Annotated in this window: 15 protein-coding genes and 1 tRNA gene; 7 read left to right on the top strand and 9 right to left on the bottom strand. The window is 31.2% G+C overall.

Going from position 1 to position 20,112, the window contains the following annotated elements:
* Positions 1–26: 26 nt before the first annotated feature.
* From O9267_RS00915 to O9267_RS00900, 4 genes are read right to left on the bottom strand one after another with little or no spacing between them, the layout of a single operon-like run.
* Positions 27–665, bottom strand: coding sequence for a response regulator transcription factor (locus tag O9267_RS00915; RefSeq protein WP_298175265.1), 639 nt, complete (start codon positions 663–665; stop codon positions 27–29).
* A 2-nt stretch (positions 666–667) separates the two neighbouring features.
* The gene (locus O9267_RS00910; protein ID WP_298175264.1) at positions 668–1,441 is read right to left on the bottom strand and encodes an ATP-binding protein; all 774 of its coding nucleotides are present in this window, start codon (positions 1,439–1,441) and stop codon (positions 668–670) included.
* The gene (locus O9267_RS00905) at positions 1,420–2,067 is read right to left on the bottom strand and encodes a hypothetical protein (protein WP_298175263.1); all 648 of its coding nucleotides are present in this window, start codon (positions 2,065–2,067) and stop codon (positions 1,420–1,422) included. Before O9267_RS00905 ends, O9267_RS00910 begins: the two co-directional genes overlap by 22 nt.
* A gap of 10 nt (positions 2,068–2,077) precedes the next feature.
* Positions 2,078–2,800, bottom strand: coding sequence for a hypothetical protein (locus O9267_RS00900; RefSeq protein WP_298175262.1), 723 nt, complete (start codon positions 2,798–2,800; stop codon positions 2,078–2,080).
* A 420-nt stretch (positions 2,801–3,220) separates the two neighbouring features.
* On the opposite strand from O9267_RS00900, the gene O9267_RS00895 reads away from it, so the two are divergent.
* The 4 genes from O9267_RS00895 (at position 3,221) to O9267_RS00880 (ending at position 10,809) form a co-directional block, all read left to right on the top strand.
* On the top strand, positions 3,221–5,269 hold the full coding sequence (locus tag O9267_RS00895; protein ID WP_298175261.1) for a PKD domain-containing protein: 2,049 nt from the start codon (positions 3,221–3,223) through the stop codon (positions 5,267–5,269).
* A gap of 9 nt (positions 5,270–5,278) precedes the next feature.
* Positions 5,279–7,882: a CHAT domain-containing protein gene (locus tag O9267_RS00890; protein WP_298175260.1), complete on the top strand. Its 2,604-nt coding sequence runs from the start codon at positions 5,279–5,281 to the stop codon at positions 7,880–7,882.
* 29 nt (positions 7,883–7,911) lie between these two features.
* Complete coding sequence (locus O9267_RS00885; protein WP_298175259.1) at positions 7,912–8,349, top strand: retropepsin-like aspartic protease; 438 nt, start codon at positions 7,912–7,914, stop codon at positions 8,347–8,349.
* A 90-nt stretch (positions 8,350–8,439) separates the two neighbouring features.
* Positions 8,440–10,809, top strand: coding sequence for a T9SS type A sorting domain-containing protein (locus tag O9267_RS00880; RefSeq protein WP_298175258.1), 2,370 nt, complete (start codon positions 8,440–8,442; stop codon positions 10,807–10,809).
* A gap of 81 nt (positions 10,810–10,890) precedes the next feature.
* On the opposite strand, the gene O9267_RS00875 is transcribed toward O9267_RS00880, so the two are convergent.
* Positions 10,891–11,361: an Lrp/AsnC ligand binding domain-containing protein gene (locus O9267_RS00875; RefSeq protein ID WP_298175257.1), complete on the bottom strand. Its 471-nt coding sequence runs from the start codon at positions 11,359–11,361 to the stop codon at positions 10,891–10,893.
* Positions 11,362–11,619: 258 nt separating this feature from the next.
* Here O9267_RS00875 and O9267_RS00870 point away from each other — a divergent pair, with 258 nt between their 5' ends.
* Positions 11,620–12,222, top strand: coding sequence for a hypothetical protein (locus O9267_RS00870; RefSeq protein ID WP_298175256.1), 603 nt, complete (start codon positions 11,620–11,622; stop codon positions 12,220–12,222).
* Entirely contained in the window at positions 12,215–15,571 is a 3,357-nt protein-coding gene (gene mfd / locus O9267_RS00865) for a transcription-repair coupling factor (protein ID WP_298175255.1), read from the top strand. The genes O9267_RS00870 and mfd overlap by 8 nt, the downstream gene beginning before the upstream one ends.
* 165 nt (positions 15,572–15,736) lie before the next feature.
* Here the strand turns inward: mfd and O9267_RS00860 are convergent, their stop codons facing one another.
* The 4 genes from O9267_RS00860 to O9267_RS00845 all read right to left on the bottom strand — a co-directional run bounded on the left by O9267_RS00860 (position 15,737) and on the right by O9267_RS00845 (position 19,709).
* A complete protein-coding gene (locus O9267_RS00860; protein WP_298175254.1) occupies positions 15,737–17,236 on the bottom strand; it encodes a T9SS type A sorting domain-containing protein in 1,500 nt (499 codons plus the stop codon).
* An 83-nt stretch (positions 17,237–17,319) separates the two neighbouring features.
* A complete protein-coding gene (locus O9267_RS00855) occupies positions 17,320–17,964 on the bottom strand; it encodes an HD domain-containing protein (protein WP_298175253.1) in 645 nt (214 codons plus the stop codon).
* Positions 17,965–18,061: 97 nt separating this feature from the next.
* A complete protein-coding gene (locus O9267_RS00850; protein WP_298175252.1) occupies positions 18,062–18,667 on the bottom strand; it encodes a 50S ribosomal protein L25/general stress protein Ctc in 606 nt (201 codons plus the stop codon).
* Between the two features lie 100 nt (positions 18,668–18,767).
* Positions 18,768–19,709 (bottom strand): ribose-phosphate pyrophosphokinase, encoded by a 942-nt coding sequence (locus O9267_RS00845; RefSeq protein WP_298175251.1) that lies wholly within the window; start codon positions 19,707–19,709, stop codon positions 18,768–18,770.
* 269 nt (positions 19,710–19,978) lie between these two features.
* Between O9267_RS00845 and O9267_RS00840 the strand changes: the two genes are divergently transcribed.
* Positions 19,979–20,058, top strand: a tRNA-Leu gene (locus O9267_RS00840).
* The last annotated feature ends 54 nt before the right edge of the window (positions 20,059–20,112 follow it).

Below are 20,112 nucleotides of genomic sequence, written 5' to 3'. Positions count from 1 at the left end.
TAATAAAAAGTATAAAAGCATATTTTTTATTCAAATCCGTTTTTGAGAGCAAAAACAGCCAATCCAACTCGGGTTTTTAATTCTAATTTTTCAAATAAAGAATCTCGGTAACTTTCTACCGTTCTTGGGCTACAGAACATTTTTTCGGCTATTTCTTTATAACTCATTTCGGTAATGGTATATTTTAGAAATTCCCTTTCTCTTTCGGTAAGTTTGATGGTTTCTGTCGTAGTATTTTTTTCGCCTAAACTGGCAAAAACAATTTTTGAAGCCCAATCAGGATAGTAATAACCATCGTTTAGTAATCTATTTAATGCTTTTTCTAATTCTGCAGGATGTGTGTTTTTTAGCAAATAACCATTAGAACCACTTTTAATCATTTTGATAACACTTTGATCGTCATTTTGCATGCTCAAAGTCATGATTGACACTTCAGGATGCGTTTCTTTTAGCCATTTAGCGGTTTCAAAACCATCCATAATTGGCATGCTTACATCTAGCAAAACGATATCAGGAATTGGCTTTTTTAGCTTGAGTTTTTCTTGTAAATCTTTACCATTTTCACATTCATAAAGGACTTCAAAGTTTTCGAAATTCTCGATAATTCCTTTCAATGCTTGCGCAATTAAGATATGATCGTCTACTATTACAATTGTTTTTTTCATGTTTATAAAGGTAAAGCTATTGCTAATTTTGTTCCTGAATTTGAACTTTGCATTTCAAAACTTCCTCCGAGCATTTCGGTTCTTTTTTTCATGTTTGAAAGCCCAATTCCGTTGCTAACCATCTTTGAAGTATCAAAACCGATTCCATCATCAGATAGATTTAGCATGACTTTATTTTCTACTTCTTCAAGATGAATTATTATCAATTTACATTGCGAATGTTTAATGCTATTTTGAATAAATTCTTGAGTAATTCTCACCAAAATTGCTTTTAGTTGATAAGGTAAAACTATTTTTTTATTAGAACAATTGAAATTTATTTTGCAAATTTTAAGCTCATTAACTTTTGTACATTCTGCATTTAGTAGTTTATATATCGAATTGGTTTCGATAGCATTATCGGTTAATGATTTTGACAATTCTCTCAACTCTTCAAGCGATTGATTGATGATAGCACTTATGTTTTCGATATTATCTTTTATGTTGGGCGCTTTGTTTTCAAAAGCTAATTGTTGCGTATATAAACTGGCAAGCGTTAGTTTTTGACCAATATTATCGTGAATTTCTCTACCAATATGATGCATGGTTTGTTGCTGAATCTCAACTTGCGTAGCCAGTAACTCTTTGTGATGTTCTTCTTTTTGATGGAGTAGCATAGCAGAATGTTCTTTCTTTTTTATTTTATATTGACGAATAAAAACAACAATTCCGACAATGAATAAAATAAAAAACAGGTTAAAAATGACAATTGTAATTATGATTTCGGTTTTCCCCATATAAATGATGCTGCAAATAATAAATACATGATACAGTTTGATACCATAAAATAAATGTAATAGCTATTCCAAATTGAAGGTTCTTTCATTATTAGGAAATATAATCCAAAAAAAGGTAAATTGCCAACATAAAAAAGAGCCACTCCAATTGTGATATAAAACATTTTATCTTGTTTGAACAAAAGAATATCTTCACTTTTTATTTGTTTATTTAATTCTAATAAAATCAAATATAAAAGTATAAAACCACCTATTAAGTAATTGAATGAATTAAAAAAATATTTACCTTTTTCAACTGAAAAATCAGGTATAAAAGATAGTAAATAAAGTAAAGTACAAATGATGTATATTTTTTCACTTTTTAAGGACTTCAAAGCAAATAACCAAATGAAAAAAAGAAATTCAATAGGTACAGTAATATATGAAAGGTATATTTGTGTGTTTAATTTGAAGTGGCTAAAAATTTGTGCTCCAAAAACTTCTAAAATCGTTATGTACATCAAATACAACGCAAAAAAAATCCAATATGTTTTTTTTATTTTAGTATATTGATATAAACCACCTATAAAAGCAATTAGTTCGCAAATATGAAGTAAATCTAGTAATATAGGTGGTCGATTATACATTGGTATTAGTTTAGAATGACATTCCTGATGAAGTTGCAGGAGGATTTAATATCCCATGATTCCTAACAATTGTAGGGTTTGGTAAAGGATTAAGAGGATTAGCACTTGTACCAAGAGAAAGAGTTGCATAACTAGAGCTATTTGGAGAATAAGGACCGCCTGCTTTCATATTTGTAAAACCAATATACGAATTAACATCTAACGGATTAAAGTCATAATTTTTACCATCTTTTTCAATAGTCGGAATCATTACTAGTGTATGCTTTTTTTCGTAAGCAGGATTATAACTAAAGTTTGGGTCTGTTTGTGTTGCAGCTAAATCTCTCATTTTTGTGTTATCTGGATAGGCAGCATAATATATACGAACACCAAGTTCCTTATCTCTACCTTGTGTTGGGTTCTTATTCACATTGTGTTCTATTTGATACAAGAATTCTTTTAATGTTTCTAAATCAAACCATATAGAACGAGCATCTACAGCAACTGCATTAGTTGATGCGGTTTGAATACTGTTTAATTGCGCTCCACTATATTGTGTTACCATACTTTTTACCATTTCGGTTGTTAATGTTGGTGGCGTAATAGTATCATAATCCATACAAATGTCTGTAAGACTTCGTGTGTTTTCAGGAATATCTCCAAATTTCTTTTTACAAAAATAGCAGGTTAAAAAATAGGTTAACAAGGCTGTTAGCAAACAAAGTAATAAACATTTTAGCAATTGTGATTTCATAATAGTTGGTTTTAGTTATTAAAAATAGTTTTTATTTTCATACAAAGGAACATTTTACTTCAAAAAAGCAAATCAGCCAAACCACCATTTTTATATCCGTTAAACAACGGTATTTTTTATAGTTAATTCTACATCATGATTTTAGTTTATTGCTCATCAACTGATTATAGAATAGTTTGGAGATTTGTACCAGTAATTAGTTTTGTTAGTTTTTTTAAAATGGCTTGGTTAGTTAGAGTCAAGCCATTTTGTAATTTAGTAACAATTCTATATCAAACAAAAAATTAACCTATGCTAAATCTGATTACTAATGTAAATTATTTGTTAGACCAAAATACTTTATAATGCAATGAAAAATAAAACTTTCATGATTGAATGATTTTTTTAATATCTTTATAAAACTAACCAAACCAAAAGATTATGAAACTACTTTTATCTATTTTCTTAATTCTATTTTCTATTTTCTCTTTTTCCCAAACGCAAGTAAAAGATACAACCACTCGAAAAGCCACAATTCTTTTTGATAAAAAAGGGAATCAGGTTCAATATAATGCTGAAGTTCCAACGTTAAACCAAATTCTTGGAGCGCCAAAAGCAAATTATTCTTATTTTTGGGAAATGGGTGATGGCAGTTATAGCAAAGAACCAGCTCCTAAAAAAACGTATAAAAAGAAAGGCGATTATAAAGTAAATTTGTCTGTAACCAATAACTATGATAATGGTAAACCGCCTAAAACTCGTCCGCAAACTGTTGCCATTAATGAAATTTCTGATTTGAAGTTTGATCAAATCGCCTCTTTGCCAGATACTATTTCGTTAAAAATTTTCAATAATCGTGAGCCTGTACCTAATGATGAAATTGTGGTGGTAATTAGCTATAAAAATGAACTTAATTACCTCGCAAATGGAAAAATATATCTGTTTTACAACGATAAAGAATTCAAAAATAAAAACTTTGAATTACTTGAAACCAGAACACACTTTGGCGAAAGAGAGGTAACTCAAACAGGAATTGCAAGTGTTGAAAACAACGATTCGTATAGAAATTTAGCTTCAACTGATGTTTATCCGTCTTTTAAAAATGGATTTAATTTGGTTGATGAAAATCTCGAAATGACTTTAGCAGAAAGCAATACATTATTTTCAGATTCAAAAGCTTTTGAGTTTGATAATATGGAAGCCAATGAAACCCGAAATATGTTTTTTACATTCAAAACAACACCAGAAATGCTAAAAGATACTTCGGCAATTGTCAAAATGAGAAGTGTTTTTGTGCCTGATAGAAATTATAAAAACCACAAAAAGAAAACGCTTCAAATGGAAATTGTGACTTCGCATGATCCAAACAAAATGTCGAGTAATGCCACTTTGATGAACTATAGAACGGTTCGTTTCAAAACAATAAATTTCAAAACAAGATTTCAAAATAATGGTGAAGGTCCAGCAAGAATGATTCGACTAGAAACCGACACACCTGATATGTTTGAAAAAAAAACACTTCAAATTGTCGATTCATATCCTAAATGTCCTATTTGCCCAAAAGGTCAAGAAGTGACTTATAGTTGCTTAGATACTTTGATTAAAAAAAAGCAAATTCATTTCACTTTCAAGAATATTTACATTCCTGGCAGTAATCAAAAAAATGTAAAAGAAGTCGATTCTACCAAAGGTTTTGTAAAATATACAATGCGATTTGCAAAAGATTTTCACAAGCAAAAAACACGAAGTCAAACAGCTATTATTTTTGATAAAAACGAACCTGTAATTACTAATATAGCCACAACAAGATTCAAATCAGGCATTTCAATAGGAGTTAGAGCTGGTTTCAATTTGTATTCAAAACCTGAATTATCAATAAATAAAGAAACTATAGAAAACATTTCTTCACAAGAAAGACCTCAGAGTTATTTTATCGGAGCTACTATTTCACCCTATAAATCATATCGATGGTATTGGCAATCTGAATTGTATTACACGACATTTAAAAATGAGAATTTAAGTCAAATAGGAGAATTAGTTCCAGTTGAATATATCCCAGGAATTCCATTAAGTAATGGCACCATTGCTACAACAGGAACTTCGCAAACAACTAGCAAAACAAATACAAGTAAGAGTAATATGGAAATTGTGCCTGTTTCATTACGCTATAATGTTAATAATTACATAGGAATTGGTTTTGGACCTCAATTTTCTGCTAATTTGAATCAAAAAACTGAAACTGAAACTGAAACAAGGTTTTTCTACAGACAAGATGGTCCAGCAGGGTTTGAAACATTGGAGTTTACAAATTTGAAGAAGAATGAAACAACATCAGAAACGGTAAAACCATTTAAAGAAATTCAAACAAGTGTTTTTGCCGATGTGACTTTTGGTTTTGCCAGAATTGGACCAAGTGTTGGAGCTAGATATTACAAATCATTTGAACAAGATTCCGATTATTGGCAATTTTATGCTATTTGGAAGTTTTAATTTAGTTAGATGATGGAAGTTGGAAGTTGGAAGAAAATAGTCTTACTTTTTTTATTAGTTCAATTTGCTTTTTCACAAAGCAATAAAACTTTAGAAAACAAAATCTACGAAACTGTTGAAGTTTTTGCAGCCAATCCAACTATTGAAAGCCTCAATAAAATTGAGATTGCTGAAAAAAGTTTTGTTGTAAAATCAAATACCGAAAAGTTGGCACTTGTTATTTTGAAATGCAATGTTGCTTTCTATCAAAATCAATTTGGACAAACACAAAAAGCAATTTCTAGTTATGAAAAAGCTTGGCAACTTTATGATCAAAACAAACTTTCCAATTATGATATTGTTGAATCTTGTCTCAAGCCTTTAGGAAATCTTTACACTATTGTTGGCGATTATGACAATGCCGAAAACACCATAAAACAGTATTTTTATATTGCTTCTATTGATAAAAATTCGAAACAAAAAGCAGCAGCAATTTTGAACCTGTCAAACGTTTATCAAAACACTGGAAAGATCGATGAAGCTATTATTTTGTTAGAAAAAACGATTAAAACCGAGAAATTATCTTCGACAGAAAAAGGAAAGTTGTTGAGTAATTTGGGTAATAATTATTTTCTTTCCAAAAACTATAAAAAAGCCGAAAACGCATTTGAATTGTCAGTTGTTGAATTAAAAAAGGTTGATTCACAAAGTGAAATGCTTTTTAATTCGTATAGAAATTTAGCGAGTTTGTATCTTGAAAATAATCCGTCAAAAGCTATTAATTATTTAGAAAAAGCTTCAGCAATTTTTTCTAAAATTGAAAATATAGAACCACGAAAAAAAGCCAGTTTTCTTTTGGTTGAAGCCAAAATGTTGTTCAGTCAAGAAAAATTTCAAGAAGCCAAAAAGAAGATTTCAGATGTATTCAAATTATTGCTTCCAAATTATTCTAAAACAATTTTACCTAGCAAAAACGCATTATATGCTGAAACGATTTTGCTTGATGCGCTCGATTTACAAGCAACACTTTTTGTGGCTGAAAATCAACCCAAAAAAGCATTGGAAAGTTATGCGCTTTCATTTCATGTTGAAGAATTATTACAGTCGCTTTTGATGCATGAAAATTCTAAAATTATCAATCAAATTAGAAATCGAAATCGAACAGAAAAATGCATTGCTATTTACTATTCGCTTTTTCGTAAAGAAAATAAAATCAGTTATTTAGAAAAAGCTTTTGAGTTGCAAGAAAAAACAAAATCAGCTGTTTTGCAACAAGAAATTGCTAAAAATAAAGTAATTTCTAAAGAAGAAAAATTAATTTATGAGCAATTGCAAAATTGGAAAAATACCATTCTCAAAGAACAACAAAATCTAGAATATGCTGATATTTCTAAAATAAATGAAGCCATCAAAAAGCAAAACGAATTGATGTTGCTTTTAAAATCGAAGCAATCTAATCCAATTGAAAAAGAAAAATCATTCAAAATTTCAGAATTGTATTCTAAATTAGAAAATGACAAAGCGGTAATGATTGAATACTTTTTCGGACAAGAAAAAATCTACATTTTCACTATTCAAAACAACAAAATAAAACTTGAAGAAATTAATTTTGAGGCAACTTCAAAGATTATTTCGTTTTTGAATTATTTTTCAAATGCTGAAAAAATTACTAATGATGTTGCTAGTTTTAATCGAGATGCTTTTTCGGTTTACAAAATGCTAAAATTACCATCAAAATCTACTAACAAAAACTTAATAATTGTTCCCGATGGAATTTTGAATTTTTTGCCTTTTGAAACTTTAATTACCAAAGAATCCAAGACAACAAATTTTGCTAAAATGCATTATTTATTGAACGATTTTGCCGTTGGTTATAATAATTCAGCCACTTTTTATTTGAATGTAATTCCTTTTAAACACGACAAAGAAACTATTTTGGGTGTTTTTCCAGTTTTTGAAAATTCGACTTTAGAATTAGCTTTTTCCAAAAAAGAAATGCAGAGTATCAAAAAGAATTTCAAAGGAACTTATTTAGAAAAGCAAAATGCTACATTTAAAAATTTCTCTTCAAATGCTACCAATTTTTCGATATTGCATCTTTCAACACATGCTTCATCGGGCGATGTTATTGAGCCAGCAAGCATTCGATTTTACGAACAAGAAATCATGTATTCTGAATTATATCATTTGAATATCAATCCAGATTTGGTTGTATTAAGTGCTTGCGAAACCGGAATTGGTAAACTATACAATGCAGAAGGAGCAATGAGTGTTGCACGCGGATTTCAGTTTGCTGGAGCGCAAAATTTACTATTTTCTTTGTGGAAAGTAAACGATTTTACAACATCGGTTTTTATGGAGAAATTTTATAAAAACATTCAAAATGGCAAATCTTATTTTGAAGCCAATCATCAAGCCAAATTAGATTTTCTTAAAAGTTCAAGAATTCCCAATGCAAAAAAATCACCTTATTATTGGAGCGCATTTGTTTATTACGGAACATTGGAAAATAAGGAATCAACAAACTATTTTCTGTGGATTTCAATTGTAGTTGGTATTGTTGGATTGGTATTCCTATTTTTGTTTTTCAGAAAGAATTTTAATAAAAATAAAAACATAGTGAACTTAGTGTAAAATCTTTGTGGGCTTTGTGGTTAAAAAACATGGAAGAATTACAGAAAACCTTACGAAAAAACAAGTACAAAAAAATAAACTTCAAAGTTTCAAAAACGCAACATTTGGTTTTGAAAGCTACTATAAATAGTATAAAAGGAACATTCATTTTAGACACAGGCGCAAGCAATAGTTGTGTAGGTTTTGAAAGCATCGAATTATTTCAACTAAAAGCCCGAAAGTCCAAAACTAAAGCTTCGGGCGCAGGCGCAACAGGAATGTTTACACAATTAGCCAAAAATAACATACTCCAATTAGGACGCTGGAAAAATTCAGCTTTTCATTTAGTGATTTTTGATTTGTCACATGTTAATTTAGCCTTGCAACAACACAAAGCCAAACCCGTACACGGCATAATCGGCGCAGATGTTTTATTAAAAGGAAAAGCAATAATTGATTACTACAACCATTGTTTGTATTTGAAGTAAGCTAAAATTCTCGATGAAATTAGTCAAATACTCATTTAGGATGTTTATTTGTAAGATTATTTTATATATTTGTTTATTAAATTGTTGATTATGAGAAAAAATTACACTTTTGGATTGTTGATTTTGGTTTTTTTGAACTGTTTTAGTTCTTTTAGTCAAGTACCGCCTCCTAATGGAGGTCCAATTGATGCTGTTGCTGAAACTATTATAATGTCATGTAATGGTTCTGCAGTAGGTTCTTCAGTTTCGCTTGTTGCAAATGACACTCTTGACGGATCACCAGTAATTATAGGTCCAAATGGGAATGTTACATTGACAAATGGAGTTTTACCAAATGGATTTTCCGTTGATTCGTTTACAGGAATTATTTCCGTAACTCCAAACACGCCAATAGGAAGCTATCAACTTAGCTATACTATTTGTGAAGTCAACCAGCCTAATAATTGTGATACTATTACAAGTACTGTTATAGTGCAATCTTGCGGAATTAATGCTGTTGATGATATTTTTAATGTAACTTTAACACCAAATGGAGCCACAACACCTTCACTTTTATTAAACGACACTTTGAATGGAGTGACCGCAACTTTAAACTCTGTAACAATAACTCCCTTGAGTTTTTTAAATTATTTTTCAGTTAACCCTAATAACGGCGGTTTATTTATCTCATCAGATACGCCATCAGGAACCTATACGTTTTCGTACGAAATTTGCCAATTAAATACTCAACCTGCCAATTGTAGTATTGCAGCATTTGTATTAATTGTAAACAATCCAATATTTAATGCAAGTATGCAAGGAACATATGCGGATTACAACAATGATGGGTTTGTAAATGTTGGTGATGTTATAAATTATCAAATTATTTTAACCAACAATGGTTCTACACCAATAACCAATTTGGTTCCTTGTCAGTCGAGTTTAACTGTTAACGGAACTTTATCAAGTTTGCCACCAAATTCAACAGATACAATTTCGTTCACAGGATTTCATGTTATTACCCAAGAAAACATCAATGCTGGAAATGTGTTTGATTTTATTTGCATTTGTGGCGATAATGGTGTTCAAGATTGTTTTGACGGATTTAATACTGTACTTGCTGTTTCTGATGGTATCAAACTCAACGCTTTTATTGATTTAAATAATAATGGTATTAAAGAGTCAAACGAGCAAAATTTCCCTCATGGAAACTTTAACTATAGTGTAAATGGTGGAGCGACAACAAATTTATATTCTTACAACGGAATTGCTTATTTGTATGAAAGCAATCCCGCTACTTCGTATAACTTAAGTTTTTCACTGCCAAGTCAATATTCAGGTTTTTATACTTGTAATGCCACTTATACAAACGTTAACGTGTCTGTTGGTTCTGGAATTACAACATATAATTTTCCTATTACAGTTACTCCATATACTGATTTAGCTGTTTATGTTCATCCATACGGAGCTTCGCCAAGACCTGGTTTTACTTATATGAATAGGGTTACAATTGTAAATCAAGGGAATCAAACTATAGCGGCAGGATCAGTGACTTTTGATAAAAGTAATATTGTGACGATTACAAATGTTTTTCCATCTGTAACTAATACTCCAACTGGTTTTATAGGTAGTTTTACTAATCTTGCGCCATTTCAATCAAAAGAATTTATCGTAACGATGCAAGTGCCAACTATTCCAACAGTTTCATTAGGTCAAATAATTACGAATACTGCATTAGTTACAATTCCAACTAATGATGCCATTGTTTCCAATAATACATCAACTATTTCTCAAGTCATTGTCGGTTCTTATGATCCAAATGATAAACAAGAAAGTCATGGTGGTAAAATTTTGCATTCTAGTTTTACAGCCAATGATTATTTGAATTACACAATTCGATTTGAAAATACAGGAACAGCAGAAGCAATAAACATAAGAGTTGAAGATATTCTCGATTCAAAATTGGATGAAAATTCAATAAGAATGGTTGCTTCAAGTCATCCTTATGTGTTAGATAGAGTTGGTTCTAATTTAAACTGGAATTTTAATGGTGTTAATTTGCCACCATCAATTCCAAATACACAAACGGGTCATGGCTATATTGTTTTCCAAGTGAAGCCAAAATCAGGATTTGCTATTGGCGATGTAATTCCAAATACTGCAAATATCTATTTTGATTTTAACCCAGCCATTGTAACCAATACTTGCACAACTGAATTCGTGTCTACATTAGCAAACGAAAACTTTACGTTCAACAACTTCAAATCATTTCCAAATCCTGTAAAAAACACGTTGAAAATTTCAAATGCTTCACCAATTGAAACTATAGAAATATCCTCAATTTTAGGGCAAAAAATGATTTCTAAAAAAGTAAATGACATTCAAACAGAAATCGATTTATCTCAGCTTTCAAACGGAATTTATTTTGTAAAAGTTACAAGTCAAGGGAGTGAGAAAACGATTAAGATTGTGAAAGAGTAAAGTATAAAAAATACCAATAGATAAATTCCTAATTCCAATTAGTAAGAGTTGGAATTTGGAATTTCTTTTTTATTGGAATTTCTAAAGTTGTATTTGCCGTTCAATTTGTTGTTCCAACGAAATAAAGGTTTCAGTTCGGGAAACACCATTTATTGGTTGTAATTTTTTGTTGAGTAATTGCATCAAATGTTCGTTGTCTTTACAAATTACTTTTGCCAAAATGCTCCAATTTCCAGTTGTATAATGGCATTCTAAAACTTCTGGTATTTTTTTAAGTTCTTTTACGGCTTCCGAGTTGCTTGAGGCTTTTTCTAAATAAATCCCAATAAAAGCAACGGTTGTATAACCCAAAACTTTCGGATTTACAATAAATTTTGAACCAGCAATCACGCCAGCATCTTCCAGTTTTCGCAATCGTTGGTGTATAGCCGCGCCCGAAATCCCAATTTTGTTGGCAATTTGAAGGATAGGTTTTCGAGCATCTTCCATCAATTGGCGTAGAATTTCTTTATCAATTCCGTCTATTTCTATTTGTAATGAATTTATCTTCATATCTAAAAAATTTAAACTAAAAAAGCAAAATTAGTTAAATATTTAATTAAAAATGATTAAAACACTAAAATGTTAATTGAAATTTTTCATCAAAATCTAACGAATTTCTGAAATTAATCTTCAAAGTATTTAAATTTATGAAAATTAGTGTAATTTGTGGTTTGCTAAATATTTATTTAACAAAATTATAAATACCAATCGTTTTGGCATGTAAAGATTCCTTTTACCTTTGTAACTTTGTCAATCAAATCATTTCTAATGAAATTCAAATTATATTCACTTTTCCTTTTATTCACTTTTTTATTTTCATGTCAACAAGACGATGCTAAAAGTAAAGCAGAAAAACTAAAAGATATCAAAAAGAAAGAAGCCGTATTTTATGCTATTAACGATGCATGGTTTTTTGATATTCCAGAAATGACTGAAAAAGCTCGAGTTATCACTAATAATTGGTCGGAACTTCGATTGTTTGTAACCGAACTTGACCAAAAACCGACAAGCTCTATTGGTGCTTTTCAGAAAAAAGCTAAGATATTATCCAAAAAAGTAGCGGAACTCAACAACAACATTCCTGCAGAGTTTAACACAACGCCTGTAAGATCAAGAATTGCAATACTAAATACCAAAATTAACTCACTCAATTTATACATAAATCTTCGTGATATTCCAGTTAAAAAAGTGGAGAAAATTTTAGCCGAAATCAATGTAGAATTGTACTGGTTTTATGAGCAAATGGAAGAAATTATCATAAGAAGTGAAATTCCGGCCGAAGATGGCGAACCCGATTTTATGTTGATGAAAGACAGCACAAGAGCGATTCCAACTGATGCCAAAATTATAAATTCGCCCGATCTTGAGTAAAGAAAAAGTTGTCAGCATTTACGATAATTCATCCAAAATCATCAAGATTGGAGAAAATTTGACGCAGAAAAACCAAAAAATTCATCTTAACGGATTGATTGGTTCTTCGATGTCATTTGTTATAAATTCTTTGTTCAAAAAAGTCGAAACTTCTTTTCTTTTGATACTAAACGACAAGGAAGAAGCCGCTTATTATTTGAACGATTTAGAGCAAATGATTGGGCAAGACGATGTGCTTTTTTACCCAAGTTCGTATCGTCGACCATATCAAATTGAAGAAACTGATAACGCCAATGTTTTGCTTCGCGCTGAAGTTTTAAACCGAATCAATTCAAGAAAAAAACCAGCCATTATTGTAACCTATCCTGATGCTTTTTTTGAAAAGGTTGTCACCAAAAAAGAGTTAGATAAAAACACATTAAAGGTTACCGTTGGCGACAAAATTTCAATCGATTTTATCAACGAAGTTTTGTTTGAATACGAATTCAAGCGAGTTGATTTTATTTCGGAACCTGGTGAATTTTCGGTTCGTGGCGGAATTATAGATGTTTTTTCGTTTTCAAATGATAATCCGTATCGAATTGAGTTTTTTGGTAACGAAGTCGATTCTATCAGAACGTTTGATGTAGAAACCCAACTTTCGCTAGAAAAGCAAAAGAAAATTGCCATTATTCCCAATGTTGAAAACAAAATTTTTCAAGAAAACAGAGAAAGTTTCTTAGATTATATCAACGAAAAAACAATTTTATTTATTCAAAATACCGATTTTACACTTTCTAAATTAGAAACGTTATTCACCAAATCGGAAGAAATATTTCAAGGTTTATCCAAAACTATCAATCAAGCTGAACCTTCTAAATTATTTCTAAACCCAAAAGAATTTTCCCGAAAAGCATTAGATTTTTCTATTGTAGAGTTGAGTTCTAAACCGCTTTTCAAATACGATAACGCTTACGATTTTCACATTCAGCCGCAACCTTCATTTAATAAACAATTTGATTTGTTGCTAAATAATTTGAGCGATAATCATTTTAATGGTTACAAAAATTATTTGTTTTGTTCCAACGAATCACAATCCAAACGTTTCCACGATATTTTTGAAAGTATTGACGAGGTAAATCACGAAAATATTCTGAAGCAATACAACACAATAGTATTTCCGTTATACCAAGGATTTATTGACGAAGAAAACCAAATTGCGTGTTATACCGATCATCAAATTTTTGAACGTTACCACAAATTCAATATCAAAAATGGTTATTCTAAGAAGCAAACCATTACTTTAAAAGAGTTGACAACGCTTTCGGTTGGTGATTATGTAACGCATATCGATCACGGAATCGGGAAATTTGGTGGTTTGCAAAAAATCCAAGTCGAAGGCAAAACGCAAGAAGCCATTAAGTTGGTTTATGCCGATAATGACATTGTTTATGTAAGTATTCATTCGCTACATAAAATTTCAAAATACAACGGAAAAGATGGTACGCCACCCAAAATATATAAGTTAGGTTCCAATGCCTGGAAGGTTTTAAAACAAAAAACCAAAGCGCGTGTTAAGCATATTGCGTTCAATTTGATACAATTATATGCCAAAAGACGTCTCGAAAAAGGATTTCAATATGCACCGGATAGTTATTTGCAAAACGAATTAGAAAGTTCGTTTATTTATGAAGATACGCCCGATCAATTAAAGGCTACTCAAGATGTAAAAGCCGATATGGAAAGCGATAGACCAATGGATAGATTGGTTTGTGGTGATGTTGGTTTTGGTAAAACCGAAGTGGCAATTCGTGCGGCATTCAAAGCGGTAGATAATGGAAAACAAGTCGCGATTTTGGTGCCAACAACTATTCTAGCCTATCAGCATCATCGTACTTTTACTGAAAGATTAAAAGAAATGCCAGTTTCGGTTGGTTATTTGAATCGTTTTAGAACTGCCAAACAAAAAGCCGATACACTTGAACAATTAGCTAACGGAAAACTCGATATTGTTATCGGAACGCATCAATTGGTCAACAAAAACGTAGCTTTCAAAAATTTGGGATTGCTTATAGTTGATGAAGAACAAAAATTTGGTGTAAACGTAAAAGACAAACTCAAAACAATTGCCGCCAATATAGATACGCTAACATTAACGGCAACTCCGATTCCTAGAACTTTACAGTTTTCGTTGATGGCAGCTCGTGATTTATCAGTAATTACAACACCACCGCCCAATCGTTATCCTATTGAAAGTCAAGTGGTGAGTTTTAATGAAGAGTTGATTCGTGATGCGATTTCGTATGAAATTCAGCGAAATGGTCAAGTGTTTTTCATTAATAATCGAATAGAAAATATCAAAGAAATTGCTGGAATGATACAGCGATTGGTGCCAGATGCCAAAGTCGGAATTGGTCACGGTCAAATGGAAGGTAGCAAACTCGAAGAATTGATGTTGGCTTTTATGAATGGCGAATTTGATGTTTTGGTAGCCACAACCATCATCGAAAGTGGTTTGGATGTGCCCAATGCTAACACGATTTTCATTAACAATGCCAACAATTTTGGCTTGTCCGATTTGCATCAAATGCGTGGTCGAGTAGGGCGAAGCAACAAGAAAGCGTTTTGTTATTTTATATGTCCACCTTATTCTGCCATGACCGACGATGCACGCAAACGAATTCAGGCATTAGAACAATTTTCTGAATTAGGAAGTGGTTTTAACATTGCTATGAAAGATTTGGAAATTCGTGGCGCTGGTGATTTATTAGGTGGTGAACAAAGTGGTTTTATAAACGAAATTGGTTTTGATACGTATCAAAAAATCATGAACGAAGCCATCGAAGAATTGAAAGAGAACGAGTTCAAAGAATTGTATCAAAATGAAGATGATACGGTTGAAAAAGAATATGTAAAAGAAATTCAAATCGATTCTGACTTTGAGTTATTGTTTCCAGATGATTACATCAATAACATTTCAGAACGTTTGAATTTATACAACGAATTGAGTAACATTAAAGATGAAGCAACCTTAGTAGCTTACGAAAACAAATTGATTGACCGTTTCGGAGCTTTGCCAAAACCAGCCATTGCCTTACTAAACAGCATCCGAATAAAATGGATTGCCACCAAGTTTGGAATAGAAAAATTGGTAATGAAACAAGGAAAAATGATAGCGTATTTTGTAGGCGATCAGCAATCAGATTATTATACTTCTAATGCGTTTAGACAAGTTTTAACATTTGTACAAAAACAACCTACTTTGTGCAAAATGAAAGAAAAACAAACGCCAAACGGCTTACGATTATTATTAACTTTTGAAAATGTAAAATCGGTTAAAAGAGCTTTGGAGTTGATGGAGATGGTATAGTTAAATCTTAATTTATTTATTGAATTGGTTTATACTTTTTAATTTGTGATAAATTTTGCTCAAAAAAATATTTTATCACAAAAGTGTGATAATTTTTTTAAAACTTATTTTTTTATCACAAGTTTGTGATAATTTTAAAAAAAATTACAAAATTATCACAGAAATTTACTCTTTGATAAATCTCTCGGTTTTAATTCCTGTAGTAGAATTTATTTTAAGAAAGTAATTACCCGATTTTAAACTTGAAACATCAAGACTACTGATTGTTTTGATTGAAAAGTCTAAAACCAATTGACCAAGTGTATTGTAAATAGCTACAGAATTAATTTCTGATTTAGAATTAATGTTTAATGTTGTGCTTGCAGGGTTTGGAAATAAAGTTATCTCTGGTTCCATATCAAAATTAGATGAAGATAATGAGCAAGATGCATCTACAATGCAACTTGGATTCCCATAGCTGTTAACTAAACTTTGAACTAAAGGAATTTTACCTTCGTCTGTACATATATAAAACAAGTTTGGGTTTTCTCCAAATGCTAATAATTCATTAGCTAAGCCATTATATGCTATGTTTTTTATATATAATGTTGACAAATTATTAAATCTACAATTAATTTTATTTAATTGACTTAATCCATTCAAATTAAGAGTTGTCAAGTTATTATACACAATTTGGAATAAGTTTAAACTAGTTAAATTACTAATGTCTATTTCTGAAATTAAATTACTTCCACAATAAATAGTCTCAATATTGTTTGCACCTGTAAAATCTATGTTTGTTAATTCATTACTAATACATGATAATTCTTTTAAACTGCTTAATCCTATTATATTTATATTGGTTAAATTGTTACTATCACATAAGATTCTTTCTGCTGCAAAGCATGACGAAAAATCAAGAGTTGTAATATTGTTCATAGAACAATCTATATCGGTGACAAGTGGAGTGTTGTTAAATGATAAAGAATTTAGTTGATTTTCTCTACAGTTTAACAATAGTAAATTGCTCATATTGGATAAATCCAAACTTGTAATATTATTATCATAACAACGCAAAAACTGTAAGTTGGTTATTTCTGAAAGGTTGAGGTTATTTATTTGATTATCATGGCAGTCTAAACTAGTTAAATTTACACAATCTGAAACATCAAGAGTTGTTAGATTATTTACATCGCAATCTAATATTTCTAAACTGGTAAGTCCTGTTAAATCTAGAGTCATTAATTGATTTTGTATACAATGCAAATCTTTTAAGTTTGTTAAACCTGATACTGTTAAACTTTGTATACCAGTATTGTTACAGTCAATATATTCTAAGTTTAGTAACCCAGTAAAATCAAGAAAAACTGTTGGACTTGGGATTACAATACCAGACAACTTAAATTTACGAAGGTTTTGAAAATAGGATATGCCTGTAAAATCATAAATTGGAGACAAAAAATTATTTGTTCTTATTTCATATACAAGCAAAGCTTCTGAAACTTCAATCTCTCCGTCGTTATTTATATCAACCTTTATTGAATTTCCATTGCTATCTTTGGCTATACTGTTAGTGGTAGTTGAAGTAACCAATTTTTCTTTAAAGTAAACATCAGGGAACTCAATTATCTGAGCGTTAACTTGGTTTAGTAGTAGTATAAATAGTGTTAGTAATGTGTTTTTCATGGTGGTATTTTATGCAAATGTATAAATTTTCATTATGCCTTTCTAGAGCTGATGTCTCAAATAAGTGTAAATTTAATTAACACCTACTTCTCACCATCCCATTCTGCATAAAACTGAGACAGGAAAACTTCCATGAAACGATGGCGTTGTTGCGCTATTTTTTTGCCCATTTCAGTATTCATTTTGTCTTTTAGCAAAAGCAACTTTTCGTAAAAATGATTGATGGTTGGTGCTTCACTATTTTTATATTCCTCTTTTGTCATTTTGAGTTGAGGTGCAATATCGGGATTGTAAAGTTGTCGGTTTTTAAATCCACCATAATTGAAAGTTCTTGCAATTCCTATGGCGCCAATGGCATCTAATCTGTCGGCATCTTGTACTATTTCTAATTCTTTTGAAGTGAATTTTTTTTCAAAATTACCGCCTTTGAAAGAAATATTTTCGATAATTGCCACAACATGATTAATGGTTTCTTGCGAAATATTTTCTTTTTCTAGAAAAGTTTTAGCGGTTTTTGGACCAATAGTCTCGTCTCCATCATTAAACTTACTATCAGCAATATCGTGAAGTAAAGCAGCTAGTTTTACAACTTCCAAATCACATTCTTCTTCATTTGCAATCAGTAAAGAATTTCTGTATACACGATCAATATGAAACCAATCGTGCCCTGCTTCAGCATTTTGAAGTTTGTTTTTTACAAAAAGAATGGTGTTGTCAATTACCGACATAATAAATTTTTTAGTGGACTATAAAAGTAACTCAAAATAGGGTATAAAAAAAACATCCCGCAAATTACGGGATGTTTAGTTGAATTAATAACGTGAATTATTTTTTCTTTTTTGCTCCACCTTTTTCTGCTTTTGCAGCTTCTTGAGCAGCTTTCATCGCAGCACGTGAAATCTTCACTTGACAAACTACTGTATTGTCTGGGTGCATTAATTTAAAATTGTTTACAGGCAATTTAGTTACATATAACTTATTACCCATTTGAAGTTCAGAAATGTTAGCTTCAACAAAATCAGGAAGATTTTTAGGTAAAGCTTTTACTTTTAATCTACGTTGGTTTAAGTTTAAAACTCCTCCTAAAAGTACACCTGGAGATGTTCCAGTTACTTTTACAGGAACTTCCATGATGATTTCTTTGTCATCTTTCAATTCGAAGAAGTCAATGTGTAAAATCTTGTCAGATACAGGGTGAACCTGAATATCTTGAAGAATTGCATTGAATTTTTTACCACCCAAATCAATCACAACTGTGTGTGCGTTTGGAGTGTAAACCAAGCTTTTAAATTCTTTTTCTTCTGCTGAAAAATGAACTGGTTGATTTCCTCCGTAAATAACGCAAGGAACCGCTCCAGCATTACGTACCGCTTTGGTTGCTACCTTGCCCACGCTTTCTCTTTCTGATCCTTTAATTGTAATCGATTTCATTGTAAAAATATATAGTTAATAATTATAAAAATTCTTTTCAATAGCAATGTCAATTTCAAAAATCAATTTCAAAATTTTCATTATTTATAAGGTTCTAGTTTTACATTAAAAACTTACCGCTTATAGAATTGTTGTGTTGTACCATATGCATAACTTCTGCAAAAAGAGGCGCACAACTCACCACTCTTATTTTTTTTGATTCTTTCTTTAAAGGAATTGAATCAGTTACAATCAATTCGCTTAACTTAGAATTCTCAATTTTTTCATAAGCATCACCCGATAAAATGGCGTGTGTACAAATTGCTCTTACACTTAACGCGCCTTTTTCAATCATAAGATCAGCAGCTTTCGCCAATGTTCCTCCAGTGTCAATCATGTCATCTACCAGCACAACATTTCTTCCTTTCACTTCACCAATCAACTCCATTGTGTCGATTATGTTGGCAGCTTTTCTCTGTTTGTAACAAATTACCACATCAGATTCTAAAAATTTAGAATAGGCATAAGCTCTTTTAGAACCACCCATATCTGGCGATGCAATAGTTAAATTTTCAAGATTTAAACTTTTTACATACGGCAAAAATATGGTCGAGGCAAACAAGTGGTCAACAGGTTGTTCAAAAAAACCTTGAATTTGATCCGCATGTAAGTCCATTGTCATAATTCTTGTTGCGCCTGCTGTTTCTAGCAATTTTGCAATAAGTTTTGCTCCAATTGGAACTCTTGGCTTGTCTTTTCTATCTTGTCTTGCGTAACCAAAATAAGGAATTACAGGAGTTATATGTCTTGCAGATGCTCTTTTTGCAGCATCAATCATTAATAAAAGCTCCATCAAATTGTCTGCACTTGGAAAAGTGGAACAAACAATAAAAACGCGTAATCCTCTAATTGATTCCTCAAAAGAAGGTTGAAACTCACCATCACTAAATTTAGAGAACGTAACTTTACCTAGCGGAACACCATAGTTTTTGGCTATTTGTTCGGCTAAATGTACACTTTGCGAACACGCAAAAATCTTTGCTTCTGGTTCTAGATGCGACATTTTATTTTTTTTGTTTAATTTCGATAGTTTATAAACATAGACTTCAGAAAATCTAAATCATATAAATGTCTCGAATGTAGTTAGTTAGTTGTGTGTCGTTTTACCGAGGTGCAAATTTAGAAATAAAAATCAAGTTTGAAAGGATATTTCTCAGTAATTTTTTAGAAAATGAAATATTATTTTTTACATTTGCACCGTGTTAAAGGATAAAGAGATTTTTTCATTTCTTTATCGCGTTGAAATAGCAATTGTTATTTCTTGTCTGCTAAGCCCGGATGGCGGAATTGGTAGACGCGCTGGTCTCAAACACCTGTGGGAAACCGTGCCGGTTCGAATCCGGCTCCGGGTACTTTAAGAAACCGTAACTTAATTGTTGCGGTTTTTTGTTTTTTAGAAAAAACGT

It is taken from the genome of Flavobacterium sp. (genome assembly GCF_027531705.1).
Taxonomy (GTDB): Bacteria; Bacteroidota; Bacteroidia; order Flavobacteriales; family Flavobacteriaceae; genus Flavobacterium.
The sequence above is the reverse complement of the archived record's forward strand: the minus strand, read 5'-3'. Positions and strand labels throughout refer to the sequence as shown.

Bases quoted from the DNA above. Each gene is read 5' to 3' on its own strand.
- O9267_RS00915 (WP_298175265.1), bottom strand. From the start codon at position 665: ATGAAAAAAACAATTGTAATAGTAGACGATCATATCTTAATTGCGCAA.
- O9267_RS00910 (WP_298175264.1), bottom strand. From the start codon at position 1,441: ATGGGGAAAACCGAAATCATAATTACAATTGTCATTTTTAACCTGTTT.
- O9267_RS00905 (WP_298175263.1), bottom strand. From the start codon at position 2,067: ATGTATAATCGACCACCTATATTACTAGATTTACTTCATATTTGCGAA.
- O9267_RS00900 (WP_298175262.1), bottom strand. From the start codon at position 2,800: ATGAAATCACAATTGCTAAAATGTTTATTACTTTGTTTGCTAACAGCC.
- O9267_RS00895 (WP_298175261.1), top strand. From the start codon at position 3,221: ATGAAACTACTTTTATCTATTTTCTTAATTCTATTTTCTATTTTCTCT.
- O9267_RS00890 (WP_298175260.1), top strand. From the start codon at position 5,279: ATGATGGAAGTTGGAAGTTGGAAGAAAATAGTCTTACTTTTTTTATTA.
- O9267_RS00885 (WP_298175259.1), top strand. From the start codon at position 7,912: ATGGAAGAATTACAGAAAACCTTACGAAAAAACAAGTACAAAAAAATA.
- O9267_RS00880 (WP_298175258.1), top strand. From the start codon at position 8,440: ATGAGAAAAAATTACACTTTTGGATTGTTGATTTTGGTTTTTTTGAAC.
- O9267_RS00875 (WP_298175257.1), bottom strand. From the start codon at position 11,361: ATGAAGATAAATTCATTACAAATAGAAATAGACGGAATTGATAAAGAA.
- O9267_RS00870 (WP_298175256.1), top strand. From the start codon at position 11,620: ATGAAATTCAAATTATATTCACTTTTCCTTTTATTCACTTTTTTATTT.
- O9267_RS00860 (WP_298175254.1), bottom strand. From the start codon at position 17,236: ATGAAAAACACATTACTAACACTATTTATACTACTACTAAACCAAGTT.
- O9267_RS00855 (WP_298175253.1), bottom strand. From the start codon at position 17,964: ATGTCGGTAATTGACAACACCATTCTTTTTGTAAAAAACAAACTTCAA.
- O9267_RS00850 (WP_298175252.1), bottom strand. From the start codon at position 18,667: ATGAAATCGATTACAATTAAAGGATCAGAAAGAGAAAGCGTGGGCAAG.
- O9267_RS00845 (WP_298175251.1), bottom strand. From the start codon at position 19,709: ATGTCGCATCTAGAACCAGAAGCAAAGATTTTTGCGTGTTCGCAAAGT.